The following is a 26,037-nucleotide window of genomic DNA, read 5'->3' on the forward strand; positions in this document are numbered from 1 at the left end:
TAATTACGTGTTACCACTCACCCAAATGCCGCCCCGCTTCGTTCTCAGCCCCTCACTAGTCGCACAACCTTTTGAAATATTCTCTAGGGTTAAACCGTTATTTTTTGGATTGCCTAACTTTATGCCTTGTTTCTTTTTCTCTGTGAGTGCCTGTTTTGTTCGTTGGCTGATTAATTGCGCTTCGTTTTCTGCTATGGCTGCAATTATATGAATTGTCAAACGGTTTGCAGTTGGCATATCACAACAAACAAAGTCAATATTTGAGGCTTGTAAAGAAGTAATAAAATTCAAGTTCCTTGCAAGCCTATCTAACTTTGCAACTAGTAGAGTAGCATTATTTATTTTACAGCATTCTAAAGCCTTGTTTAATTGTGGTCTATTTGCGCTTTTTCCTGTTTCTATTTCTGTAAATTCTGCAATGACAATACTATTCTTTGTATAGTTTTCTACTATGGTCTTTTGTGCTTCCAATCCTAGACCGCTTGCACCTTGTTTCTTTGTGGAAACTCTGTAATAAATAACATATTTCATAATATCCTTTTTTACTAGTAAAAAGTAGCATAACAATAACGAACGTTATTAAAATGCCACTCCGATTAATTGACTTAAAACGACAAAGCCCACACTTAAAAAAGTGCAGGCGTTTATCGTTCCCTCTGATAGAATTTTGGCGATTTCCTAAGACAGAGTGTAGTTCTATATTTTTCACTTCATAGGCGTAATAATACGGCTTGATTTTTTGATTTTATTATTCTTCTTATTGATTCATTTTTTAGGTTTATATCTTATATTTTTATTCTAGAAAAAAGGATGATATATTAAGACTTTAGGAGTGTTTTTTCAGAGAACAAAAAACGCCTAAATTTCCCTCAGTTTTTTTCTAAACCGATTCTTAAATATTTTTTGCGTGAAAGATTTGTTTTTCCTTAGTCAATGGTTGGAGGGGACATAAATGTATCTAAGCCGTTGTTTATATATATAAGTCTTTACTTTTTACTTATGAGGAGGGGTAATTTTTGAGGATAAGGTTAGTCTAAAATAAATTTGTAGTTTGTAATCTCTTTTTTCTCTGGTTTGGATATATTTAACACCTTTAAAATATATTCTGTATTAAACTGTTTCGGTAATGATTTTTTTAATCTCTCATTTAGTATATATCTAAATGAACATTGCTTTATAAGATTATTGTCATTTGTTCTTTCAATGCTATCTTCTAGTAAAGGATAATAAAGCAATATTCTATCTAATACCTCTCCACTTACTAGAGGCATAATCGCATTGTACTTATTACATATTTCTTGAATAGTATTTATAATTTCAGTTTTTCTATTTTCTAATTTACTTCCATGCTCTTTCACTCTTAATGGAAAACAATTATTTTTTATTACTATTTGATTATCAATAATCTCAATTTCATCTAACTTTTCCGATATATCCAAATACTTTTCGATAGTCTTTATATTCATACCTATAAGTCTTGACAATTCAGATTTATTAAGACCGCCTTTTATCCTCCTAGTAGAAGAATATGTATTTGTATTATTAAAACAGATTGCTTTCAATATTAAAAGGAAACCTTTTATTTCTCTCTCTAAATTAGATTTTAAGAAATTATTCAACACGAAGAAGTAATTTTCAGGATTCAAATTGAAATGATAATAATTTTTCCGTATTGTTTCAGAGTTTTCATTCTTATATTTTTTTCTTTCAATCGTGATTAATTTCTGATTATGTAATCTCATTATTGAATCGCACAAAGTTCGTTCGGGTATATCAAATATTTCAGATAAGGTTTTCTAATTTATCTTTGATATTCCACTTTTGTAATTTATAGTGCTTCTCATACAGGCATAAGTATAAATATCTGATAGTTTGCTATTACTTTTATATCCGATTATATCTTTCGGAATTACGATATAGTTCATATCTATTAATTTATATTGTTATTTCATTTAATCTGATTAATATTTCATCTAGAAGGAGTATATATCGGTATTTATTAAAGAAGTAAACCAAATGAAAAAATTATTCCGAAGGAATAGTTTTTACCGATATAGGTAGTGAAGAATAAGGTAGTGAATTATCAGCAGGTTTTATACAAATTGTCGAACGCAGGTTTTCCTAAACTTTTCTTATACAACTATCTTCTAGAGGGAGTATATCTAGTGATTATTTTTTATCTGTTGCGTAGTTGGTAGTAATAAAATCGGCGTTCATTGTCAATCTATTTTCGGACTTTGATATATCCGTTCTTCTTTAACCATATTCCAATGTTCTTTGCATTTGGTTTAAGGTTCTAATTTTCTCTCTTTAATGCTTCGGTTGCAAGTTTCTTTAATTCTTCATAAGTATTGTACTTCATAAATAAGTGGGATAATAAAAAGTGGTACTGGTGTCATCTTCAAGGCAAAAAAATAGGCACTTCGATATAAGCACCTATTTTCTTTATCGCAATACAAAGTTACTAACTTATTGACCTCGAGCAAAGTAAAAGTTTGAAAATCTGAAACAATCGTTATGTGATGCGTCTTATGGCTTAATATTGCTTATTGCTCTTTCTTTACCGAAGAAAAAATGAAATTATTTTCCATTCATAACGATTTAACCATAAAGACATTACAAACTTTTAAAAAATCTTTCCTTTTGTTGATGGTAATTCATAATTGAAGATATCTCTTTTCTTTGCCATTTTCAGGGCACGGGCAAAAGCCTTAAAGATACCTTCTATTTTGTGATGTTCATTCTCTCCTTCTGCCTTTACGTTCAAGTTCATTTTAGCCGAATCGCTCACCGATTTGAAAAAATGCAGGAACATTTCGGTAGGCATGTCCCCCACCCTTTCACGCTTAAAATCGGCATCCCAAACCAACCACGGACGACCTCCAAAATCAAGAGCCACAGAGCAAAGGCAATCGTCCATCGGCAGACAGAAACCATACCTTTCTATACCCCTTTTGTTGCCCAAAGCAAGTGCTAAGGCTTCGCCTAAGGCAATACCTGTATCTTCTATCGTGTGATGCTCATCTACATTCAGATCGCCTTTAACTTTTATGGACAAATCCACGCCTGCGTGTTTACCTATCTGTTCGAGCATGTGATCAAAGAACCCTAATCCGGTTTCAATCTCACAATTACCTTTTCCATCCAGATTCAGGCTTATATAAATATCGGTTTCTTTTGTTTTTCGCTTTATCTCAGCTTTTCGCTCTCCCGCAAATAAAAATTCACTGATTATATCCCAATCGGTTGTTTGTAAGGCACATACACCTTTCAGTTCGGTAGGCAATTCAATATCTTCTTGCATGAGAATGGCTCTGCATCCCAAGTTTTTAGCCAACTCAACATCCGTCAATCTGTCGCCGATAACAAAAGACTGCTGCATATCGTATTCTTCGGAAAGATACTTTGTCAACATTGCTGTTCCGGGCTTGCGGGTTGGCAGATTTTCTTCCTGAAAGCTTTTATCTATCAGTATATCATCAAAATAGACGCCCTCGCCCTCCAATGTCTTTAGCATTTTATTCTGGGCAGGCCAAAACGTATCTTCAGGAAAAGACGTAGTGCCCAATCCATCCTGATTTGTAACCATAACAAATTCAAAATCAAGGTTTTTACGAATAAAATAGAGGTTTCGTATCACCTTCGGAACAAATTCCAATTTTTCAAGGCTATCTATCTGAAAATCAACGGGAGGCTCTACTATAATTGTTCCATCCCTATCTATAAAGAGTACTTTCTTTTTCATTTCGATCTAAGTGCTGCGATTAGTTTTTCATTTTCTTCTTTCGTTCCGATGGTTATCCGTAAACAACCCTCACAAAGAGAAATCAGATGCCTGTTCCTCACAATTATTCCATTCTGTACCAGATAATTGTAAATTTCAACAGGATCGGAAACCTTTATCAATATAAAATTTGCATCGGAAGGTATTATTTGTTCAACCAATTCTATATCAGCCAATTCTTTTTCTAAAAAATCTCTTTGTTGAATGATATAATCTACCCATTCATTTTTTGTTTCTTGTCTATCCAGCTCATTCAGAACATATTCCTGAGTCAATTGATTGATATTGTACGGATATTTTACTTTATTAAAAAAACTGATTATTTCAGGTGAAGCAAAAGCCATTCCCAACCGTATTGCTGCCAATCCCCATGCTTTTGAAAATGTTTGCAAAACAATCAGGTTGAGATATTTATCCAATTCAGGCAACCAACTTTCATTTACGGCAAAATCGATATACGCTTCGTCCAACACTACAATTCCGTTGAATGTTGTTATAATTTTCCTCACTTCATCCTTATCAAGAAGATTCCCTGACGGATTGTTTGGTGAACATAAGAAAATCAGCTTTGTATTTTCGTCCACGGCATCAAGCAAATGGCTCGAATCGAGTGTGTAATCTTTATTCAATAAGACTTTCCTATACTCTACATTATTGATGTCTGCACAAACCTTATACATTCCGTAAGTGGGGTCAATTGCCACAACATTGTCCACACCCGGTTCGCAAAAAACACGAAAAACCAGATCAATAGGCTCATCACTGCCATTACCCAGAAATATTCGGGATGGATCGACACCTTTCTGCCCGGCTATTTTTTCCTTTAGTTTCATTTGCAATGGGTCAGGATAGCGGTTGTAAGGCGAATTCAGAGGGTTTTCATTTGCATCAAGATAAACAGATGCTTCTCCCTTAAATTCGTTTCGTGCCGAAGAATACGGCTTCATTTCCCGGATATTTTTTCGTACAAGTTTTTGCAGGTTCATAGTTCAACTATTAAATATATCTTGAATATTATCAATTACTCAACTCCGAAACACAAAAGTAAGCAGAATTAGCCTATTATCAATCTTTTTATTGTAGTTCTTTCAGATAATCTGACAATTCGCCAAATGAAGACACTGTTTTTGTATTATTTCCTGTTTCTATTGTAATTTGCTCTCCGGATTCTATTATCACGTTCAGTGCCGCCGATTCTTTATCTTCAACTATCGTATATCCCTTACGTTCAAGTATATTTCTACCCCAATACTGCAGATCGCCCGAAGCTGTCAGACGAACGTTTCTTCCTTTTTTCGATGACGGCTTAAATCGCCCCGACTGTTTTTCGAAAAGGATATTATCGCTTGAGAAGAATTCGGACATTTGCCCCGAAAGAATTATATCTTCCGTATTTCCGCAGTGTAAGCCATTTTCTCTCGACAACAGCCACAATTTATCAGCCAACATCAATGCCAGTTCAATATCGTGAGTCGACATAACCACCGCCTTGTTTTTTTCCACCGCCAGCCGATGAAGCAAATCCATAACCTCGATACGGCTTGTTACGTCCAGAAAGGCAGTTGGCTCATCTAAAATAATGATAGGACATTCTTGCGCTAAAGCCTTTGCAATCATCACCTTTTGCCGCTCTCCGTCGGAAAGTTCGGCCATATATGTTTTCGACTTATACTGTATCCCTACATCCGACATTGCATTTGCCACGATGTGTTTGTCTTCCTTCGAAAGTTTTCCCCAAAAACCCGTATACGGGTAACGGCCAAGTGACACCACTTCTTTAACTTTCAGTCCTCCGACAGATGTTTGGTCGGTAAGTACCAATCCCATCAATTGAGATAACTCTTGCTCCGAATATTCTCTAACATCTTTGTTTTTAACTAATATTTTCCCCGAAAGCGGCATCTGCAAAGAACCTATGGTTCTGAATAATGTAGATTTTCCGGCTCCGTTTGTTCCGATAAGACAAGTCAGTTCGCCCGAAAACAGATCGAACGAAAGGTTGTTGTACAACACTTGCTTTTCTTTTCCCTGTGTATACCCGATACTCAGATTTTGGGACGATATGAGCACTTCTTGTTCCATCAACTATTTTAAGGTATATGGAAAACTACTCAACTTGTAAGCGTTCAGCTTTGAATACGGGATAAAGAAATCAACTTCACATGATCTGGCCGCACGGAAAAAAGATGGTATCACTCTCACGCCTCCTTCGGTGAACGAAAAACTTGGATATTCCCATATAGAAGAATCCGTGTAGTCGCAATAATCATCGTCATCGGTTGGCGGGGTAAAGTGGTGTTCGCTTTGCAACACTTTGAGCAATTGCTCTGTCGATATATCATAAACATCTTCCTTCTTATATTCGCTTCCTGAGTGTAAATCGACAAGAAAACCCATAGTGTAAAAATCGGGATGCGCACCCCCGCAATAATATGATGCAAAAACTTCGAAACCGAGTAAATCGTCTGATAAATAATCTACTGAGGTTCGGTATCCCACACTCGAACCCTCATTATATGTCCAAGGTGAAGCACAAGTCAGTTGTGCAAGTATAAAATCGAGATGCTTTTCATCGAGCAAAGGATTTACTTTCGATAATTGATCTTTGCTAAAACCATTTCCTAAACGGAAAAACGGCATATCGCAATGCTTTTCGGTGAACCAAACAATTGACTTGCCATTTTTCACCTCCACAGTATCTCGCTTCAAAGCAACAAAACTCATGCGTACATAACTGTAAGGATCTTCCTCTCTCATATTTTGCATTATTGGCAAATGATCATACAAACTTTTATAGGGAGCCGCATTTAAAGGTTTTAAGGAGACTGCCAAACTCTTTTTCTTGTCATTCACCCAAGTACCCGTAAAATTATTCCCACTACGGCGAAGCGTGAATGTTTCCGATACTTTATCGTATTCCGATTCTACTGTCATTTTGTAAACACCGGCTTTCAGCCTGCCACTGACAACAATATCTTTTAAAGATGATTTGTAATAATAAGTTCCCCGTATATCTCCATCATCATAAGTTTCTAACTGCATAAAAATAGGGTATTTACCTATTGTTCCTTCCAACTCATACATTGCTCCATGCAAAATAAGATTGCATAACAGAATTGATACTAACAATACATTTCTCATAATATTTTCTAGTTAAAGTACTGAATTTTACGCTGATTGATAATAACATAAATAATGACAGGCGCACCAAATATGGGCGTAATCGCATTAAGCGGAATTATTCCGAAACTTGGGATAACACTCAGCAGATTGCATAACAGTGCCACACATGCACCTGTGAGAATGGTTAAAGGTAATAAACTCTTATGGTTTGATGTTCCTAATATCAACCTCACTATGTGCGGAACAGCTAGCCCGATAAAGGAAATAGGTCCGCAATAGGCTGTTGTTATGGCAGTTAACAAACCTGCACACAGCAAAAGAAGCAGCCTTATACGCTTTACGTTCACACCCAAATTTGCAGCATATCGCTCTCCCAGCAATAAAGCATTGAGAGGTTTTATCAACAAAACGGATAAAAACAAACCAATGCAGACTGTGATGCAATAGAACGGCAACTGATCTGACGATACGCTGGCAAAACTACCCATGCCCCATATTGTATATGAAAAGAGGCTTTCGCTATCGCTGAAAAATTGAAGCAACGTTATAATAGATGATGTAAAATACCCGACCATGATACCTATAATAAGCAACATTACGTTGCTTTTCACAACAGATGCAAATCCAATAATAACAGATAATATCATCAATGCGCCCAGAAAAGCCCCAAACACCACAAATAAAGATTGGGATATATCTAATCCTGCAATTCCCCCAACAGCACCGCCCAGCAGAAGTACAATCAATGCCACGCCCAAACTAGCCCCTGATGTGATACCCAATATACCGGGGTCGGCAAGCGGGTTTCGGAACGAAGTTTGCAAAAGCAGACCGGAGACGGCAATAGCTCCACCTGTGAATAAGGCTGTAAATGCTTGAGGCAATCGAGATTCGAGAACAATATGTGCCCATGCCTGCCGTTCAACATTCTTTCCTATAAGTATCTCAAAAACAGATTCAATAGGAATATTAACCGATCCGAAGAAAAGATTGGCGAAAAACAGTATTACGATTCCTACTGTGGCAATTATTGTATATTTTAGAGTAGCTGACATTAATTTAGAAAGGGAAATTATTTATTTCGCGTTACAAAACTAAAACTTTTCCGTGAAAAGAAAGACGAATAACAGAAATATCGTCACTTAGCTGAGTTGTATGAATTTTTTAATTTTGCAAGATTTGTAAATATGTTTTAGAACACTATTATTTATTAGGCTAGCCTAAATCAACATAATAAATTTACATGATTTTTGCGTTTTCATTATACAAAAGTCTATTTCAAAGGAAAATATTACGATGATATCACTATAATTTACGAATTTATCTATATAATAATCAAAAAAACTAACTAATTTTTTTTTATGAGTACTACTGAAAACAAGAATTACACAGTTCCAATTGTGATGATGATCATGCTTTTTGCTATGATCTCTTTTGTAACTAATCTGGCTGCCCCTGTTGGGGTAATCTGGAAAAATCAGTTTGCAGGTTCCAATACTATCGGAATGTTGGGTAACTTGATGAACTTTGCGGCCTATCTCTTCATGGGAATACCTGCCGGTAAATTGTTAAGTAAAAGAGGATACAAAGTAACGGCGCTTATTGCCGTAGCTGTTGGATTTATTGGCGTGGGAATCCAGTTCCTGTCAGGAATTGCACCTACCAGTGAATTTTTATTCTCTCTTCCGCTCAATTTTTATGTTTATTTGCTTGGAGCATTTGTTTGCGGTTTTTGTGTATGTATGTTGAATACCGTGGTTAACCCAATGCTTAACACTCTTGGTGGTGGTGGCAGAAAGGGAAACCAATTGCTACAAATTGGAGGTTCTTTCAATTCATTGGCAGGAACAATCACTCCGATGTTGGTTGGAGCTTTGATCGGTAAAGTAACAAAAGACACAGCTATTTCTGACGTAAACCCTGTATTGTTCATTGCAATGGGTGTTTTTGCAGTTGCATTTATCATTCTATCAATGGTTCAAATACCGGAGCCACACCTTGAAAAAGCATCCGATGTGGTGAATAAGGTAAAAGACAGTTTCAGTGCTTGGAGTTTCAAACACTTTGTTTTAGGTGCGATTGGTATCTTCGTATATGTAGGAGTTGAAATCGGTATACCGGGAACTATGAACTATTTCCTTGAAGATGCAAAAGCAGGGAATGTAGGAGCTACAATTGCCGGATTCGTTACAGGAACATATTGGTTCCTTATGCTTATCGGTCGTTTCGTTGGTGGATTTATCGGAGGAAAAGTTTCCAGTAAAATTATGCTTACCGTAGCATCTGCAGTTGCTTTGGCACTTGTAGTTGCTGCTATATTCTCGCCCATCACAACAACAGTTTCTATGCCTGCATTTACAGGATCTTCCGTAGCAATGGTTTCGGTGCCTATCAGTGCATTATTCCTTGTATTGTGTGGTCTTTGCACATCTGTAATGTGGGGTGGAATCTTCAATCTTGCGGTAGAAGGTTTGGGTAAATATGTTGCTTCTGCATCCGGAATCTTCATGATGATGGTTGTAGGTGGAGGAATCCTTCCACTATTGCAAAATGTGATAGCTGATGCAACTACATATATGACTTCGTATTGGATCATATTTGCTGGTCTTGCTTATTTGCTGTATTATGCTGCAATCGGATCTAAAAATGTGAACAAAGACATTCCTGTGGAATAAAATCTAAGACAATAAATATTCAAAATGGGGAAGGTGTGAAAACATCTTCCCTATTTTTTTTGTCCGTTTTCGTTACTCATAAAAACATCTATTCCATTTCCTTTTCAAACAAAATAACCGGAGACTTGTTGTATTTATGATTGAAGTAATAAAAAAAATACATTGAGTTTATGGAATGGATAATAAAAACTATGCAGGACTCTCCGGAGTTGGCAGTCTTTCTCACTCTTGCATTAGGATTTGCCGTTGGGCAGATTAAAATAAAAGGTTTTGGGTTAGGCTCTGTAACCGGAGTTTTGTTGATGGGGGTGGTTATCGGGCAATTAGACATTGTTGTTTCCCCGACAGTGAAATCAACATTTTTTCTTATTTTCTTGTTTGCTGTCGGATACAGCGTTGGTCCGCAGTTTGTTCAAGGATTGAAAAAAGACGGACTACCTCAAATTGCTTTTGCTGCTATCGTGTGTGTGGCATGTTTACTGGTATCGTGGGTTGCTGCCCTGATTGCGGGATTTGATTTAGGCAACGCAGCCGGATTGCTTGCGGGAGCAAACACAATATCGGCAGTGATTGGAGTTGCTTCCGATACAATTAATCAATTGTCTATTGGCGATGCTGAGAAGCATCAATACATTAATCAGATACCCGTAGCTTATGCCGTGACTTATATTTTCGGTACGGCCGGAACTGCTTGGTTTTTGGCTTCAATTGGCCCTAAATTGTTGGGGAAAGACATCATCAAGCAAACGAAAGAATATGAAGCAACCTTAGGCGGCTCTCTGAATGAAAGCGACGCTAGTGAAGAAGATGCCTACGATGGAACTACTTTCAGGGTAATACAGGCAACCAGCGATTTTTTCAGTCAGGAGAGAACGGTGAAGGAAGTTGAAGATATGTTAGTTGTAAAAGACTGGCCTGTTTTTATAGAACGTATTCGCACAAGTAAAGGTGAAATAATTTCTGAGCCTGACTTAAATACTAAAATAAACAAAGGAGACAACCTTGTACTGAATGGACCATTAGACACATTGCTGGCTGATGAAAATCTGATAGGCGTTGAAGTTGCAGACATAGAGCTACTCGATTTCAGATCAGAAGCTCTGAGGGTAATTGTAGCAAACAAGAAAGCCGAAGGTAAAACTCTTCGGGCGTTGAAAACCAGTAAAGAACGTCATGGCGTCGTAATCAGGAAGATACATCGGGGTAAAGCAACTCTGCCTTTGTTGAAAGAAGTAAAACTTCAACGTGGAGATATTGTTGAAATAGAAGGCAGAAAAACCGATGTCGACCGCTTTGCCGCATACCTTGGATTTGCCGAACGCCCCACAAATATTACAGATCTACTCTATGTAGGAGCAGGAATATTTCTAGGAGGAATTTTAGGGTCATTGACATTTCACACAGGAAACGTGCCATTAAGTTTAAGTGCCAGTGGTGGAGTTCTCATCATGGGAATTATTTTCGGCTGGTTACGTTCTCGCCGCCCAACGTTCGGAGCTGTACCCGAACCTGCAATTTGGCTGATGAACAACCTTGGTCTTAACATATTTATAGCCGTTGTAGGTATTAATGCGGGACCGGATTTTATCGCCGGATTGAAAGCCGCAGGCGTCAGCTTGTTTATTGCCGGCATCTTCGCCAGCCTTATTCCTATGCTCATCGGTATTCTTTTAGGACGATATGTATTTAAATTTCAGCCTGCTATCACACTTGGAGCTTGTGCCGGAGCACGAACCACAACCGCAGCTCTCGGAGCTTTGGAAGATTCGCTTCAAAGTAAAGTGCCTGCGTTGTCATACACAACAACCTATGCCGTAGGAAATACCCTTCTTATCATTTGGGGTGTGGTTATCGTGTTGTTAATGAGTTAGATCGCAGTCCTCCTATTACTTTGGTAAATATAAAAATCAAAGCCAATTATAAGTTTGTTACTTAATGAGTGAGTAAAAAATTATTAGACATTATATCGAATAAAGTGTTATTTGATTCATTATCATTAGTTTGTTCTGCGCACAATCATATAGATTGCTTGCATTCCTTTTGCCTTAAGCCGCAAAAGGAATCAAAAAGGCTTTCTGTGACTCAGGCTTCTTGCCGACCCACTATACAGCTTATAAGCTGAACAAAAAATAACTCGCACCAAAAGACTGTTAAAACTAGAATGGTTCGGCTATGCTCAAACAGCTTTTTGTTTCTACCGCTTATTTGCGCTGTGTGGGTACCCCGTCAATCAGCTAAATGTCACGTTTTTAAAATTGGGCGTAAGCGTGACGTGCATTAGTGACGCAGCTGGGTGACCTGACCGATAAAGTTGGCGCAAAACTAAATGTCTGTCTGAGCGTAGCGAGTTTATTTAGTTTAGTCAACGAATCGCTTTGTCAGGTCGGCGAGTCACGAAGCACTGTTTTTTGCAACTTTTTGACACCAAAAAGTTGAGAAGAAAAACCAACATTTAAAATAATTAATTAAAAACGAGAAGTATAAATCTTATTCAAGATAAAATCTTTCACAAAAAAAATAAAAGTTATGGATATTGATAAATTAAAAACATCACGAAAACGTGAACAACAATTAGAGCAGCTAAGTCCGTTCGAATTGAAAGATAACTTAATCAGCTTGGCATCCGACCAACAAAAAAAGCCTGTAAAAACAATGCTAAATGCAGGTCGTGGCAATCCAAACTGGACAGCAACAGTGCCTCGTGAAGCGTTCTTTACTTTAGGTCAGTTCGGGGTTCAGGAGTCAAAGTTGGCAATGGATTACCCGGTCGGTTTGGCTGGTATTCCCCAGAAAAAAGGAATAGCAAAAAGATTTGAAGATTTTCTTGAAAAAAACAAGCAACTTCCGGGAGTTGATCTCTTGAAAGGCATTTATAAATATGGTATTGACAAACATAATTTCGATGCTGACAGTTGGGTTTTTGAAATGGCAGAAGGCATTGTGGGCGACCAATATCCAAGTCCGGTGAGAATGCTGAAACATGCCGAAATTATTGTACATGATTATCTGATTCAGGAAATGTGTGCAAAAAACCCTCTACGTAGCGGTAGATACGACCTGTTTGCGGTTGAAGGCGGTACGGCGGCAATGTGTTATATCTTTGATTCGTTATTTGAGAATTGTTTATTGAAAAAAGGAGACAGGATAGCTCTTGGTGTTCCTATTTTTACCCCATATCTCGAAATTCCGGATCTTGCCAAATATCAGCTCAAAGTAACTTATGTAAACGGAGTTGCTAAAGATGAAAACGGAAACTCTACATTCCAATATCCTGAGGAAGAGTTGGATAAGTTGGGTGATAAATCAATAAAGGCATTTTTTATTGTAAATCCTAGCAATCCGACTTCTGTCGAAATTTCTGATAAGAGCAGAAAATACCTTGTAAAAGTGATTAAAAATCTGAATCCCAATTTGATGATTCTGACAGACGATGTGTATGGCACATTTGTTCCCGGATTTAACTCCTTGATGAACGAGCTTCCACAAAATACGTTGTGTGTTTATTCCTTCTCAAAATATTTTGGTGCAACAGGTTGGCGTTTAGGCGTTATTGCTCTGTATGAGGATAATGTATATGACAGGATGCTTTCGGCAATTCCCGAAAAAGATAAGCAAAGGTTGGCAAAACTATATGAAAGCCTGACACTACATCCCGAAAAATTGAAGTTTATCGACCGTTTGGTTGCCGATAGTCGTCAGGTTGCTTTAAATCACACAGCCGGATTGTCCACTCCGCAACAAATGCAGATGATGCTTTTTGCAGCTTTTGCATTGCTCGATACTGAAGATAAATATAAAGAAGCGTCTATTAAACTTCTTCGCAACCGATACAATCTTCTTTGGCAAGGATTGAATATCCCTGTGATACCCGATCCTGAAAGGGCAGCTTATTACTGCGAAATTGATATTCACGAGTGGGCATTGAACAATTACGGAAAGGAATTTGTAGCGTTCCTCGAAAAAAATTTCGAACCCGTGGATATTGTTTTCCGATTAGCTGAAAAATCATCTATCGTTTTACTTAATGGTGGCGGATTTGCCGGACCTGAGTGGTCTGTACGTGTGTCTCTTGCCAATCTGGAAGATCAGGATTATAGTGTGATAGGTAAAGAACTGGCCGAAACCATGCAAGATTACGTAGAGGCTTGGAAAAGTACAAAAAAGTAAATTAATCAAATAATATGCACATTATGAAAACAAGTAAAATGCAAAGAGTATTTGGTCTGTTGATGATTACTCTATTCATGTCAGTTGCGGCATTTGGTCAGAATAAGCCGACAATTTACATATTAGCAACCGGCGGAACTATTGCCGGACAAGGTGCAACGGAAGTAACGGCAGGATACAAAGCCGGAGCTATAACCGTAGACCAGTTGTTGAGCGCAGTTCCTGAAATCAAGGATATAGCAAACATCAAGGCCGAACAGGTTGCGAATATCGGTAGTCAGGATATGAACGACGAAGTTTGGCTGAAACTAAGTAAAAGAGTAAATGAATTGCTGAAGGGTGATGCCGATGGTATCGTTATTACTCACGGAACTGATACACAGGAAGAAACTGCTTATTTTCTGAACCTGACGGTGAAAAGCAATAAGCCTGTGATCTTGGTAGGGTCTATGCGTCCGTCAACTGCCATTAGTGCCGATGGCCCGCGTAATATCTACAATGCAGTAGCTGCAGCCGTTTCACCTCTTTCGACAGGAAAAGGCGTAATGGTGGTTATGGATGATAAAATTCTGGGAGCAGACGATTTGGCTAAAACAAACACATTGAGTGTAGGAACATTCCGGAATCCAAACTACGGACCTTTAGGCATTGTTTACAATGGAAAACCTATCTATACGAGAGAATCGGTAAAACGTCATACATCCAAGTCGGAATTTGACATCACCCATGTTACCAAACTTCCTCGTGTGGAGATTATTCTTAGTTATTCTAACGCAACGGCATTGTTTGTTGATGCTGCCTTGAAAGCCGGAGCAAAAGGAATTGTTGTGGCTGGCGTTGGAAATGGAAACATGACAACTGTTATGCAAAACGAATTGGAAAAAGCGACAAAGCAACATGGTGTAGCTGTGGTTCGATCTTCCAGAATCATGACAGGACCAACTGCTCAATGGGACGAAGTGAACGACGATCAATTAGGTTTTGCTGCATCTTGGTTTATCAACCCATACAGATCACGTGTGTTGTTGATGCTGGCTTTGACTAAAACCAATGACTACAAAGAGATACAGCGAATGTTTTCGGAATATTGACATTTTGTTTTCGGGGGTGGGTTATCCCCCACCCTACAATTTAACTTAAAATGATATGAAAAAGATATACATACTTTTAGGAGCTTTGTTTCTAAGTATCAGTGCTTTCGCGCAGCATAAAGAGAGCCAAAATATATTGGATAAATTGCTGTGGGACGACAAGATGCTCAACATAATGCTCGATACCCGTGTTGATTTTCAAACAAGTATAAAGAACGGAGATTTTGACGAAGCCACCTTCAAAGGTCAAACGTTCAAGATTTGGTTGGCGGGAGAAATTATACCCGGAATCCGTTATCGGGTTCGCCATCGTCTAAACAAGCCGCAAACACCTCTTCGTGAAGGTTATTCGGGAGCAACAGACCAGGCATGGTTAGCCTTCGACATAGGTAAAGATTGGACAATCACTGCGGGTAAGCAATCCGTACAATTCGGTACGTTCGAATACGATTACAATCCTGCCGATATTTATCAACCGACAATGGCATTCGACGATTTGGATGCTTATAAGACCGGAGTTAATGTCGCATATCGTTTTGCAGGGCAAACAATGAATCTGCAAGTCGTTAACTCGGATGCGCCACAATTTGCAAGTGAGAAATACAAAAATAAGGCTCTTGCTGTGAACGTATTATGGGAAGGAAATCTTCTGGATGGAATGGTGAAAACACGTTGGGGATATGGAGCATTTCAACATAGTAAAAAGAAATTTTATAACTGGCTGACAGCAGGTACTCAGCTGAATATCGGCAAATTTACTACCGAGTTGGATTATTATCTGGGCAACCGTAATATGGATTACAGTTCGGTGGTGGAAGTTGCAGACCTCGGCACAAGATATGTGCGTGACCAATCTCTATCATTGAATCTGAAATATGATTTTGGCAAATGGAAACCTTTTGTAAAGGGAACATGGAATCAGCGTCACGACAAGGATTTCGACAACAATGCTTACGAAACCAAAGGTATTCAGGCAGTTGTAGAGTTCTATCCTTTCACCAACAATCTGGTTAAAGATTTACGCTTTCATGCTGCATACGCTTATGGTAATACCGATTTCTTAGGAAATTTCAGCAGTAAAGGAAATGTAGACACACATACATTTCTTGTAGGTACAAGATGGTTGTTTAAAGCTAAATAACCGGATATAACTAATCTAATATTAAGAAAAAAATGGGACTATTTCAATTAAAATAGTCCCATTTTCATATCCATTTATATCAAAAACTTAGATAGAAAGAATACGCAATGTATTCATTAAATCATCATTGAATGGCTTATTCTTTTTTATGGCTTTTGAAAAAGGAACGTAAACGATCTTGTCGTTTTCTATACCGATCATCACATTCCGCTGACCTTCGTTCAGAGCATCAACAGCAGCTGCTCCCATACGACTGGCTAGAATGCGATCGCTGGCAGATGGCGAACCACCCCTCTGAACATGTCCCAGAATAGAAACACGCACATCGTACTGAGGATATTCATTCTTCATACGTTCAGCCATAGCCATAGCACCTCCGGTTATATCACCTTCCGTTACCAATACTAAGCTACTGTTTTTGCTTTTTCTGAATCCTTGCGAAATAAGTTCACCCAACTGGTCTTTTTCGTATGCCATTTCAGGAATAATAGCAGCTTCGGCTCCTGTTGCAATGGCTCCGTTTATAGCTAAATAGCCACATTCACGCCCCATTACTTCGATAAAAAACAGCCGCTCGTGCGAACTGGCAGTATCTCGTATCTTGTCCACAGCTTCCATTATTGTATTCAGAGCCGTATCATAACCAATAGTCATATCAGTGCCACTCAAGTCGTTGTCGATAGTGCCCGGCAATCCGACAATCGGGAAATTATATTCCTGAGCAAAAAGTTTAGCACCTGTTAGCGAACCATCACCGCCAATCACCACAAGAGCGTCAATACCTTCCCTCACAAGGGTGTCGTAAGCTATCTGACGGCCTTCGGGTGTCATGAACTCCTTGCTGCGAGCAGTTTTCAAGATAGTACCTCCTTGTTGAATGATATTACTGACACTGCTGCTGTTAAAGGTTTCTATTTCGTCAGAAATAAGACCCTTATAACCTCTCATAATGCCTTTTACCTCCATTCCGCTAAAAATAGCAGCACGAGTTACTGCCCTGATAGCAGCATTCATTCCCGGGGCATCGCCACCCGATGTAAGAATCCCTATACGTCTAATTGTTGCCATATTACCTTAACTACTTTTTAAATAACCCTATATATTAATTTTTAAGTTCAACCAGTCTGTTTATTGTTTTCTCTATTTCCTCCATTTGCCATTTAGGCGTTGATGTGGCTCCACAAATACCTATTGATATATTTTCTCCGATAACTTCAGGATCAATATCAGCCGGCGAAGATACGAAAAAAGAATTGGGATTATACTGCAGGCATTCTGCGAAGAGCACTTTCCCGTTCGAACTTTTTTCGCCTGCAACAAAGAATATCAAGTCATGCTTCTGTGCAAATTCTTTGATATTCGGTATCCTGTTCGATACCTGACGGCATATTGTATCAAAATATTCGAAATTGGCAGTCGGGGATATTCTACTTTTAATCTCGTCAATTATATCCTGAAACCCATCCAAAGGCTTGGTTGTCTGCGAAAACAAACAGATATTTTTCGAATAATCCAGTTTATCCAGATCTTCTTTCTTCTCTATCACGATAGCCTTCGAGTCGGTTTGCCCTATCAGTCCGATAACTTCTGCATGCCCATCTTTGCCGTAAATAACAATCTGGGTATTATTGCCGATTTCCTGATTATATTTATCATGTATTTTCTTCTGCAATTTTAATACAACCGGACACGAGGCATCTATAATCTCTATATTGTTAGCCTTGGCAATTTCGTAAGTTGATGGCGGTTCGCCGTGAGCACGCAAAAGAACTTTTACGTTTTTCAGTTTTGCAAACTCTTCATGATTGATAGTCTTCAAGCCTAATTTGGCAAGACGGTCAACCTCCAGATTGTTATGAACAATGTCTCCTAAGCAATAAAGGACTCCTCCTTTTTTCAACTCTTCTTCTGCTTTTTTGATAGCATTGACCACGCCAAAACAAAATCCTGACTTTTGATCAATTTCGATGTTATTTTTCATCGTCTATAACATGGTTAAATTTATCCAGAAGCCATTGCATTTGCTGCTCAATAGTTATGTGAGAATTGTCCAGTTCTAAGGCGTCATCCGCCTTACGTAGAGGACCTTCCGCACGGTTCTGATCTTTATAATCTCGTTCTTTCAGATTTTCGAAAACTTCTTCGAATGTAGTTTGCTGATCACCTTTATTTCTTAACTCTAGCAGTCTTCTTTCAGCCCTTATCTGAGGCGATGCTGTAACAAATATTTTCAGTTCGGCATCAGGAAAAACAACCGTACCGATGTCACGGCCATCCATCACAATGCCTTTAGCTTTACCCATTTGCTGTTGTTGATGTACCATTGCTTCCCTTACGAACGTCACAGCGCTAACTATACTCACTTTGTTTGAAACATCCATCTGGCGTATTCGTTCTTCAACATTTACGCCATTCAAATATGTTTCGGGTTTATTCGTATCTTTGTTTAGTTTGAATATTATTTCAATTTCTGCAATTTGCTTTTTAAGTTTTTCTTCATTCAGAACATTTCCGTCAAACAATCCGTTTTGAATACAAAATAGCGTAACAGCCCTGTACATGGCTCCACTATCAATATAAATATAATCAATTTTTTTAGCTAGATCTTTAGCCATAGTACTCTTTCCGCACGAAGAGAAACCATCAATAGCAATTGTAATTTTTTTCATGTGACAAAGTTATTACTAAAAAACAGAATTTGATCTACCAAAGTTCGTTTTTTGTAACAAATTAATTATTTCTTTACAGTAATTAAGTAAAACTTTATTCTAGTATTCTTTTGTTCTTAATGGCCTGATATTTGGGGAGATATTACAATTGGCTCGTTACTTCCATAACTTATCAAATCTAAACTCAGCTCTGCTCCTTTTATAAATCCAATAACTAGATTTCTAAAATATCTTAATCTATCTTCCAGATCAACCTTGACTCCAGATGTTATTTTCTTGGTTTTATCAATCGTATACTTATAGATAATTTCAGGATTTCCTAGTCTTCGTTCAATGTATTTTTGAATAATATTATTGTCGAACTCCAATATGTGTTCTCGTTTATTACCTTCGTCTACATAAATCCATTTTCCTATAAAGTTCCCGTTGTCATCAAAGCTCCCATTCAGATTTTTAGAGTTGATGGCTATTAATGTATCACTTCTGAATTTGAAAACAGTTTTAGAGTTACCTCTGTTTGCAACTATGGTATAGGCGAACTCTCCATTTCGCTTACCATCCGTAAACGTTCCGGTATAAGTCTTTGTTATCAAGCCTGAAGTAGCTCTTTGTCTATTTACGGTAGTCCATTTGCCACTTTTCAATCCATCGGAAAAATTTCCTTTTATATTCTCGTCTATAGCAAGATATTTATTATTCTTATAAAATGAGAAGGCGCCTGTTATAACCTTTTCATAGTCCTCATTCTCATAATATTTATATTTTGCAGTACCGCCTAAATTACCCCATTCGCCGACATAACTTTTTAAACTTTGAGAGAATAAATTTCCGACACTCAGAGAAAGAAATAATACTAATAAAACGAAACCTGTTTTTTTCATAGTGCAAGCTATTCATGTTAATTTTAACATGACAAAAATAAATAATTTTCAATTGAAAACAAAGGTAGAAATCTGGGGTTGCGCTTTAATACTTAGACAAATCAATCCCCAAACTGAAGTGATAGGAAGTGGCATCGGGATGGAATTGTGCTAAAGTAAAACCTATGTTAAATCTTTTTACCCTCAATCCGGCTCCGGCATTCCAGCCGCCCCATTTATTGCCATCCTGTATTTTCATATCCGAATGTACTTTAGGGTTATAGCCTACCCCAATCCAGAAATTATCGGACGGGATTATATCTACCCCGAATACAAGGTGTTTCATCAACACACTGAAAAACAATCAGAAAAACATTCCTCTATGTTTCTTCATTTCTCATACTGAAAGGTATGCTGTGGGGATATGTAATAGCATTGACAATATGCCTCGTTCAAAAATATTTCGGAATATTGAAGTTGGATGCTTCCGTATACTACGTTTCACAGGTTCCTATCGAGTTGAATATTATCTACATTTTACTCATCAATATAGGAACACTTCTTGTATCCTTACTGATGATGATAGGTCCATCCTATCTGATTGCACGCATATTGCCTGCAAAATCAATTAAGTTTGAATAAAGAGGAAGCACTGGTTAAACAATATTTGTCATACTTGAACAAGTAGCATGAATATCTGTTTATTCGAATTTTAAAACCAGGTAATTTTTTATTTCTTCGTATGGCAAAGTTATTTCCTTTGGTCCTTCAACATAAGCAGCCGCTTCGTAAGGATTATAATAAAGCAATAAGCCTTCTTTTGTAACGAAAATATTTTGAGGCAAGGCAAATTTATCGTTATTGAACATGTAACCCGTCGAATTTATAGGCTTACCAATCGGAATATTATATTTGTTTCTGAACTTTTCTTCGGCAATGCGAGTCAAAGCCAAAGTATCGTTCACTATATCGCTCAAAAATAGCTGATTACCTGTCTTCGGATCAAACAAAAGTGAGGTCATGTTGCTGTTTCCGTGAGCACCTCCGGTCATTGTATACGAATCCAGTTTTATATTTACAAGCTCAGGACTGTCGTATTCAACTGCTCCTTTTATGATTGCTTCCCATCCTCCGGGAGAATCGGAATATTCTTTTATAAAATCTTCATAACTGCGAATAAATCCGGAGAAAAGTTCATCATAGTTTGCAGAACTGTCGCTGTCTTCGGCTATTATCCATTTCACTGATTGAAAAATGGTAGAATTAATATTACTAATGACCATACTATCGCCACCAGCAACAGGAATAGAAGCATTGAGTGTAGATTGCGGTTTGCCTGCCAATTTAGACTCTTCGTCGAACTCTACAATGTGAAATGATAGTTTTGAGTCGGAGGTTTCGTTAGATGCCTGTTTATTCTTATTGTTACAAGAAGTTATCAAAGTGGCTAAGAACAAAAAATATAAGATTCGTTTCATCGTAATAAAGTTTTAATCGATTAGACCTTAATTATAAACCATTAAGTGAACCGATTTGTTTATTTCTGAATAAACTTTTTTAATCCTTCAGTCTCAAAGTAACTGCATTCTTATGGGCATTTAATTGTTCTGTTTCTGCCATTATCTCAATGGTAACACCCAAGTTATGAATTCCCTCTTTACTTATTTCCTGAAAAGTAATTTTACGGATAAAACTATCCAGATTGACTCCGCTATATGCTTTCGCATAGCCATTTGTGGGCAAAGTATGGTTAGTGCCCGAAGCATAATCACCCGCACTTTCGGGGGTATAATGCCCTAAAAAAACGGATCCTGCATTGACTATTTTTTCGGCAATATTCATATAATCGGCAGTTTCAATGATTAAGTGTTCGGGTGCGTATTCATTTGTCATGTCGATGATTTCCTGTTCATCTTTCAGCAAGATCAACTTACTGTTATCCAAAGCCTTCTTTGCCATCTCGTTGCGAGGAAGCAATGGCAATTGTTTCTCTATTTCTTTTACAACCTCATTTATAATATCTTCCGAAGTTGTTGTTAATATCACCTGGCTGTCGGCTCCATGTTCTGCCTGAGACAGCAAGTCGGCTGCAATGAAAGACGGATTTGCCGTTTCATCTGCAATCACCTGCACTTCGGATGGTCCGGCAGGCATGTCGATAGCCACGTCACGCAGGCTTACGAGTTGTTTAGCTGCTGTCACATACTGATTTCCGGGACCAAATATTTTATACACTTTCGTTACAGTTTCTGTTCCGTATGCCATCGCCCCAATAGCTTGAATCCCACCAATTTTATATATCCTATCCACGCCCGCCACTTTGGCTGCATACAAAATAGCAGGATTTACTTTTCCCTCCTTATTTGGAGGAGTGCATAAAACAATCTCTCTGCATCCGGCTATTTTAGCAGGAACAGCAAGCATCAAAACGGTAGAAAACAGAGGGGCTGTTCCTCCCGGAATGTAAAGCCCTACCTTTTCTATTCCGACAGATTTTTGCCAACAAACTACACCTTTGGTAGTTTCTATTTTTTTTAGTTCTACTTTTTGAGAGTTATGAAATGTCTCAATATTATTTTTAGCTGTGCGGATAGCTTCTTTTAATTCATCGGGGACTAAATTTTCGGCTTCGCATATTTCGGCATCCGACACTTGCAAATTATCCAATACAACTTTATCAAATTTTTGGCTAAATTCGATAACAGCTTCATCGCCTCTTTCTCTAATCTTATTCAATATATCGGAAACTGTTTGATTCAATGACGATGTGTCAAAAGCAGGGCGCTTCAACGTTTCTTTCCAATTTTTTCTGTCTGGATATCTTACTATTTGCATAATATTTTAAACTTTTCGATAACAGGATGTAAAAATACTATATTATTTTATAATAGAGACTGCTTCATCGGATAGTATTTAATCAACTCAGCAAAAACTTTTAAATTTGTTTAACTTCTTACCCTAATTAATCTCGAATCCATAATGACATAACGAGATTCATCTTCCTTCTATAAAATATTAATTATAAACCTTGAATTTCAATATTAAACCGACGATAAGTCTGCTTTTAGATAAAATTGAAATAATATTCAACATTTCTGATATTCTGAAACAGATTCTAGCAAAAGCTAAAAACAAATTTAAATAAGACCTTTTATAATATTGTCTAGTTTTGCCTATGTAGTAAATTCTTTGAATAATCTTAATATTAATACCATTGAAGCATGTTAAAAAAATGTGTCAAAAGAAAATCCCTGCTTATGATAACTCTACTCTTATTGTCGGCAGGTTTCATAAAAGCTCAGACCCGAATTGAGGGGAAAGTCGTAGATCAGGAAGGCATAGAGATCATTGGTGCTACCATTATTGTTAAAGGAAAATCATCAGTTGGTACTGTTACCGATATGGATGGTAGATATACAATAACAATAAATGACCCCTCTAAAGACATACTTGTATTCTCATACATAGGAATGGAATCTCAAGATGTAAAGGTAAATAACCGAACAACTATTGATGTAACCTTAAGTCCAAACAGTGTGATATTAGATGAAGTAGTTGCTATTGGTTATGGCACAATGAAACGTAACGATATTTCCGGTTCTGTATCTTCCGTAAAAGGTAAAGAAATCGGAAAAATCCCGGTTACCAATGTCGGACAAGCATTAGCCGGTAAGGTGGCAGGGGTTCAGGTAACACAGTCGCAAGGTTCGCCTGATGCAGCCATTGAGATACGGGTACGTGGAGGAATGTCGATCACCCAAAACAACGACCCATTGTTTGTAATAGACGGGTTCATCAGCGAAAGTGGACTCTTGGGTATCGACCCAAGCGATATAGCAAGCATAGATGTACTGAAAGATGCTTCTGCAACAGCCATATACGGATCGGCCGGAGCAAACGGGGTTATCCTTATCTCAACCAAAACAGCTAAAGAAGGAAAAGCCGTGATAACATACGATGGTTATGTTGGTTTCAAGAAATTGACTAAACGTATGGACGTGATGAATGTGGAAGATTTTGTCAATCTGGAATATGAAAGAGCCATGATAGGTGACGAATCGGAAAAAAACGGATTCTTGAATCGTTATGGTGATGGCAGAGATGCAGTTACATATCCTAATGTATTAGATAATATGTATTTAGCGCACGGTCAAATTCATGAAGTGTATGCCAACAGACCAGGTATAAACTGGCAAGATGAAGTATTTGACGGTAACACGCCCATTTCGCAAAGCCATAAAATAGGTATATCAGGAGGTAACAAAACCTCAACTTACAACGTATCGTATGCCTATATGGACGAAGATGGTATCATGCCCGGCAGTGGATTAACCAGAAACTCTCTACGTGGTAAGTTTTCTTATCAACTGAATCCTAAAATGAGGTTCTCGGCTAATGTCTCGTATACAGATGAAGTAACTAGGGGAATGGGATCTCTGAATGATGCAGGTCAATTTAGCCGTATGCAACATATCATTCAATATCGTCCGATGTATATGAAACATTCGGATGACAGTTATTTGCTTAATATGCAAAATGATCCGGTTCAGGAAGATGAAAACGGTAATCAAATGCAAAATCCACTCATTTCCATAGAAAATGAAAAAAGAGAAAGACGTAATAAACTGATGTCTTTGAACGGAGAACTAACTTATGCTATATTAAAAAACTTACGATACAGAGGTACTATAGGTTTGCGTACACGTACAACTGACAATGATATGTTTTATGCTTCAGGTAGCCGTCAAGCTATAAACTCTGGTGGTCCTTGGGGTAGACGTGATGAGTATGAATATTATACACTTCAGTACAATAATACTCTGACATGGAATACCAAAATAAACAAACTACATAAAATAGATGTCTTGGTGGGTCAGGAAACAGCAATAAATGATCCTAGAACCCGCACACATACATATACTCAATTTCCTGGGGATAATTTCGGATTGGAAGATTTGGGACTTGCCACTCAAATAGGTATACCATCTAATAGTAGAACAGATTACCGTAAATACTCGTTCTTTACACGTGCCAACTATAACTATAACGAAAAATATTTGGCAACCTTTACATTCCGTACCGATGGTTCTACCAAGTTCGGTAAAAACAATCGTTGGGGTTACTTCCCTGCCATTTCTCTCGCTTGGCGTGCAGTTGAAGAAGATTTCATCAATAAATTGAATATTTTCTCAGATCTTAAATTACGAGCTAGCTACGGAACATCGGGTAATGATGCCATATCAAGTTATCTATCATTGGCTACAATGCATTCTTCGCTATTACCATTCAACAATGCTATGGTGAACGGATATGCACAAAAGAAACTTGCAAACCCTGATCTGAAGTGGGAAACTAATACGACAGCCAATATAGGTCTGGATTTCGGATTCCTTGATCAAAGAATACAAGCCAGTTTAGATATTTATCAGAACAATGCTACTGACCTGCTCCTGCAAAGAAAAGTTCCTTTTTCAACGAGTGGAGGAATCGGGTCGTATATGGCAAATATCGGTGAAACACAAAATAGAGGTATTGAATTTGCTATAAATACTGTAAACATTACAACTAGCGATTTCAGTTGGACTACAAGCCTGAATCTTGCACACAACAGAAATAAGGTAAAGAAACTTGCTGATGCCAGCTATTTCACTACACGTTCGGGTTGGGTACAAACATCCGAGTTCAATGCTGACGATTATATAACAAGAGTAGGCAAATCGGTAGGGTTGATGTATGGTTACAAATCGGCAGGAATATACACTGTAGACGATTTTGATTATGTAGAATACAGTCCCGGCAAATTTGGTTATCAGTTGAAAGATGGTATAGCTTACGATCCCGGCCAGTATAATGTCAACAACATGGAGAAAAATTCATTGCAACCGGGTAGTTGGAAATTCGTTGATGTAGATCAGTCTGATGGTGAAAAAGGCATAATCAATGCAAAAGATAAAACTGTGATTGGAGATGCAACACCCGATTTGTTCGGAGGATTCATCAATAATTTTACATACAAAAGCTTTGATCTTTCCATTGGTTTCACTTATCGCATAGGTGGTGATGTTTACAACGCCAACAAGATGTATTATACAAAAATGAGCAACAGAGGACGTAACTCATTGAAACAGTCACTAGACAGATTCACATACATTGACGAAAACGGACGTAATGTATTTGGTAATCCTGCTGAATTAGCTCGAATAAACCAAGACAAACAATTTGCATCCATCAGAGGTTCGGCCAACATGGTATTTCATTCGGGATATGTTGAAGACGGATCATTCTTGAGGTTGGATAACATTACATTCGGATATTCCATTCCAAAAAAACTATTGCGAAAATTTTATGTGAGCAATCTTCGGGTTTATGCTTCAACATATAATCTATGGACGCTATCCAATTATTCAGGATTTGATCCGGAGGTAAACGTAAAACCAAACAGCGGACTGACCCCTAATGTAGACTGGGGTGCATATCCAAGAAGTTTCACGATGGTTTTTGGTATAAATCTAACACTATAAAAAGAA

20 protein-coding genes and 1 pseudogene are annotated in these 26,037 nt (G+C 37.8%); 7 read left to right on the forward strand and 14 right to left on the reverse strand.

The genetic code is table 11. The annotated features are described in order from the left end of the window. Positions 1-3 precede the first annotated feature (3 nt). The 7 genes from D0T56_RS08075 to D0T56_RS08105 form a co-directional block, all read right to left on the reverse strand. Positions 4-531: a recombinase family protein gene (locus tag D0T56_RS08075; protein ID WP_163319633.1), complete on the reverse strand. Its 528-nt coding sequence runs from the start codon at positions 529-531 to the stop codon at positions 4-6. 497 nt (positions 532-1,028) lie between these two features. Beyond that, positions 1,029-1,742, reverse strand: coding sequence for a hypothetical protein (locus D0T56_RS08080; protein ID WP_163319634.1), 714 nt, complete (start codon positions 1,740-1,742; stop codon positions 1,029-1,031). 884 nt (positions 1,743-2,626) lie between these two features. Beyond that, entirely contained in the window at positions 2,627-3,745 is a 1,119-nt protein-coding gene (gene hisB / locus D0T56_RS08085) for a bifunctional histidinol-phosphatase/imidazoleglycerol-phosphate dehydratase HisB (protein WP_163319635.1), read from the reverse strand. Next, entirely contained in the window at positions 3,742-4,770 is a 1,029-nt protein-coding gene (gene hisC / locus D0T56_RS08090) for a histidinol-phosphate transaminase (RefSeq protein WP_163319636.1), read from the reverse strand. The genes hisB and hisC overlap by 4 nt, the downstream gene beginning before the upstream one ends. An 88-nt stretch (positions 4,771-4,858) precedes the next feature. Next, positions 4,859-5,866, reverse strand: coding sequence for an ABC transporter ATP-binding protein (locus tag D0T56_RS08095; RefSeq protein ID WP_185153863.1), 1,008 nt, complete (start codon positions 5,864-5,866; stop codon positions 4,859-4,861). A 3-nt stretch (positions 5,867-5,869) separates the two neighbouring features. After that, positions 5,870-6,925: a hypothetical protein gene (locus D0T56_RS08100; protein WP_163319638.1), complete on the reverse strand. Its 1,056-nt coding sequence runs from the start codon at positions 6,923-6,925 to the stop codon at positions 5,870-5,872. An 8-nt stretch (positions 6,926-6,933) separates the two neighbouring features. Beyond that, on the reverse strand, positions 6,934-7,962 hold the full coding sequence (locus D0T56_RS08105; protein WP_163319639.1) for an iron ABC transporter permease: 1,029 nt from the start codon (positions 7,960-7,962) through the stop codon (positions 6,934-6,936). 306 nt (positions 7,963-8,268) lie between these two features. Between D0T56_RS08105 and D0T56_RS08110 the strand changes: the two genes are divergently transcribed. The 5 genes from D0T56_RS08110 (at position 8,269) to D0T56_RS08130 (ending at position 15,981) form a co-directional block, all read left to right on the forward strand. Then, positions 8,269-9,582, forward strand: a complete 1,314-nt coding sequence (locus D0T56_RS08110; protein ID WP_163319640.1) for an MFS transporter — start codon at positions 8,269-8,271, stop codon at positions 9,580-9,582. A gap of 170 nt (positions 9,583-9,752) precedes the next feature. Beyond that, positions 9,753-11,453, forward strand: coding sequence for an aspartate-alanine antiporter (gene aspT / locus D0T56_RS08115; protein WP_163319641.1), 1,701 nt, complete (start codon positions 9,753-9,755; stop codon positions 11,451-11,453). 655 nt (positions 11,454-12,108) lie between these two features. Further along, positions 12,109-13,749, forward strand: coding sequence for an aspartate 4-decarboxylase (gene aspD / locus D0T56_RS08120; protein WP_163319642.1), 1,641 nt, complete (start codon positions 12,109-12,111; stop codon positions 13,747-13,749). Between the two features lie 23 nt (positions 13,750-13,772). After that, positions 13,773-14,840: a type II asparaginase gene (locus D0T56_RS08125; protein WP_221412344.1), complete on the forward strand. Its 1,068-nt coding sequence runs from the start codon at positions 13,773-13,775 to the stop codon at positions 14,838-14,840. A 55-nt stretch (positions 14,841-14,895) separates the two neighbouring features. Further along, positions 14,896-15,981, forward strand: a complete 1,086-nt coding sequence (locus D0T56_RS08130; RefSeq protein WP_163319643.1) for a porin — start codon at positions 14,896-14,898, stop codon at positions 15,979-15,981. Between the two features lie 87 nt (positions 15,982-16,068). Here the strand turns inward: D0T56_RS08130 and pfkA are convergent, their stop codons facing one another. From pfkA to D0T56_RS08155, 5 genes are all read right to left on the reverse strand, one after another. Next, positions 16,069-17,049: a 6-phosphofructokinase gene (gene pfkA, locus D0T56_RS08135; protein ID WP_163319644.1), complete on the reverse strand. Its 981-nt coding sequence runs from the start codon at positions 17,047-17,049 to the stop codon at positions 16,069-16,071. Positions 17,050-17,083: 34 nt separating this feature from the next. Beyond that, positions 17,084-17,962, reverse strand: a complete 879-nt coding sequence (locus D0T56_RS08140; protein WP_163319645.1) for a 4-hydroxy-3-methylbut-2-enyl diphosphate reductase — start codon at positions 17,960-17,962, stop codon at positions 17,084-17,086. Beyond that, positions 17,952-18,650: a (d)CMP kinase gene (cmk, locus tag D0T56_RS08145; RefSeq protein ID WP_163319646.1), complete on the reverse strand. Its 699-nt coding sequence runs from the start codon at positions 18,648-18,650 to the stop codon at positions 17,952-17,954. The genes D0T56_RS08140 and cmk overlap by 11 nt, the downstream gene beginning before the upstream one ends. 116 nt (positions 18,651-18,766) lie before the next feature. Next, positions 18,767-19,531: a hypothetical protein gene (locus tag D0T56_RS08150; protein ID WP_163319647.1), complete on the reverse strand. Its 765-nt coding sequence runs from the start codon at positions 19,529-19,531 to the stop codon at positions 18,767-18,769. Positions 19,532-19,616: 85 nt separating this feature from the next. Beyond that, the gene (locus D0T56_RS08155; RefSeq protein WP_163319648.1) at positions 19,617-19,856 is read right to left on the reverse strand and encodes a hypothetical protein; all 240 of its coding nucleotides are present in this window, start codon (positions 19,854-19,856) and stop codon (positions 19,617-19,619) included. A gap of 14 nt (positions 19,857-19,870) precedes the next feature. Between D0T56_RS08155 and D0T56_RS08160 the strand changes: the two are divergent. Continuing rightward, positions 19,871-20,152: pseudogene (locus D0T56_RS08160) on the forward strand (ABC transporter permease); the annotation flags it as partial. Positions 20,153-20,211: 59 nt separating this feature from the next. Here the strand turns inward: D0T56_RS08160 and D0T56_RS08165 are convergent. Both D0T56_RS08165 and hisD read right to left on the reverse strand, forming a co-directional pair. Continuing rightward, on the reverse strand, positions 20,212-20,988 hold the full coding sequence (locus tag D0T56_RS08165; protein ID WP_163319650.1) for a DUF3298 and DUF4163 domain-containing protein: 777 nt from the start codon (positions 20,986-20,988) through the stop codon (positions 20,212-20,214). 79 nt (positions 20,989-21,067) lie between these two features. Further along, on the reverse strand, positions 21,068-22,345 hold the full coding sequence (hisD, locus tag D0T56_RS08170; RefSeq protein WP_163319651.1) for a histidinol dehydrogenase: 1,278 nt from the start codon (positions 22,343-22,345) through the stop codon (positions 21,068-21,070). Positions 22,346-22,767: 422 nt separating this feature from the next. Here hisD and D0T56_RS08175 point away from each other — a divergent pair, with 422 nt between their 5' ends. After that, positions 22,768-26,031: a TonB-dependent receptor gene (locus D0T56_RS08175; RefSeq protein ID WP_255491106.1), complete on the forward strand. Its 3,264-nt coding sequence runs from the start codon at positions 22,768-22,770 to the stop codon at positions 26,029-26,031. Positions 26,032-26,037: the final 6 nt, after the last annotated feature.

Origin of the sequence: Dysgonomonas sp. 520, assembly GCF_010501095.1 — a bacterium.
Taxonomy (GTDB): domain Bacteria; phylum Bacteroidota; class Bacteroidia; order Bacteroidales; family Dysgonomonadaceae; genus QVMP01.

Coding starts and splice junctions, on each gene's coding strand:
- D0T56_RS08075 (WP_163319633.1), bottom strand. CDS start 531: ATGAAATATGTTATTTATTACAGAGTTTCCACAAAGAAACAAGGTGCA.
- D0T56_RS08080 (WP_163319634.1), bottom strand. CDS start 1,742: ATGAGATTACATAATCAGAAATTAATCACGATTGAAAGAAAAAAATAT.
- hisB (WP_163319635.1), bottom strand. CDS start 3,745: ATGAAAAAGAAAGTACTCTTTATAGATAGGGATGGAACAATTATAGTA.
- hisC (WP_163319636.1), bottom strand. CDS start 4,770: ATGAACCTGCAAAAACTTGTACGAAAAAATATCCGGGAAATGAAGCCG.
- D0T56_RS08095 (WP_185153863.1), bottom strand. CDS start 5,866: ATGGAACAAGAAGTGCTCATATCGTCCCAAAATCTGAGTATCGGGTAT.
- D0T56_RS08100 (WP_163319638.1), bottom strand. CDS start 6,925: ATGAGAAATGTATTGTTAGTATCAATTCTGTTATGCAATCTTATTTTG.
- D0T56_RS08105 (WP_163319639.1), bottom strand. CDS start 7,962: ATGTCAGCTACTCTAAAATATACAATAATTGCCACAGTAGGAATCGTA.
- D0T56_RS08110 (WP_163319640.1), top strand. CDS start 8,269: ATGAGTACTACTGAAAACAAGAATTACACAGTTCCAATTGTGATGATG.
- aspT (WP_163319641.1), top strand. CDS start 9,753: ATGGAATGGATAATAAAAACTATGCAGGACTCTCCGGAGTTGGCAGTC.
- aspD (WP_163319642.1), top strand. CDS start 12,109: ATGGATATTGATAAATTAAAAACATCACGAAAACGTGAACAACAATTA.
- D0T56_RS08125 (WP_221412344.1), top strand. CDS start 13,773: ATGAAAACAAGTAAAATGCAAAGAGTATTTGGTCTGTTGATGATTACT.
- D0T56_RS08130 (WP_163319643.1), top strand. CDS start 14,896: ATGAAAAAGATATACATACTTTTAGGAGCTTTGTTTCTAAGTATCAGT.
- pfkA (WP_163319644.1), bottom strand. CDS start 17,049: ATGGCAACAATTAGACGTATAGGGATTCTTACATCGGGTGGCGATGCC.
- D0T56_RS08140 (WP_163319645.1), bottom strand. CDS start 17,962: ATGAAAAATAACATCGAAATTGATCAAAAGTCAGGATTTTGTTTTGGC.
- cmk (WP_163319646.1), bottom strand. CDS start 18,650: ATGAAAAAAATTACAATTGCTATTGATGGTTTCTCTTCGTGCGGAAAG.
- D0T56_RS08150 (WP_163319647.1), bottom strand. CDS start 19,531: ATGAAAAAAACAGGTTTCGTTTTATTAGTATTATTTCTTTCTCTGAGT.
- D0T56_RS08155 (WP_163319648.1), bottom strand. CDS start 19,856: ATGAAACACCTTGTATTCGGGGTAGATATAATCCCGTCCGATAATTTC.
- D0T56_RS08165 (WP_163319650.1), bottom strand. CDS start 20,988: ATGAAACGAATCTTATATTTTTTGTTCTTAGCCACTTTGATAACTTCT.
- hisD (WP_163319651.1), bottom strand. CDS start 22,345: ATGCAAATAGTAAGATATCCAGACAGAAAAAATTGGAAAGAAACGTTG.
- D0T56_RS08175 (WP_255491106.1), top strand. CDS start 22,768: ATGATAACTCTACTCTTATTGTCGGCAGGTTTCATAAAAGCTCAGACC.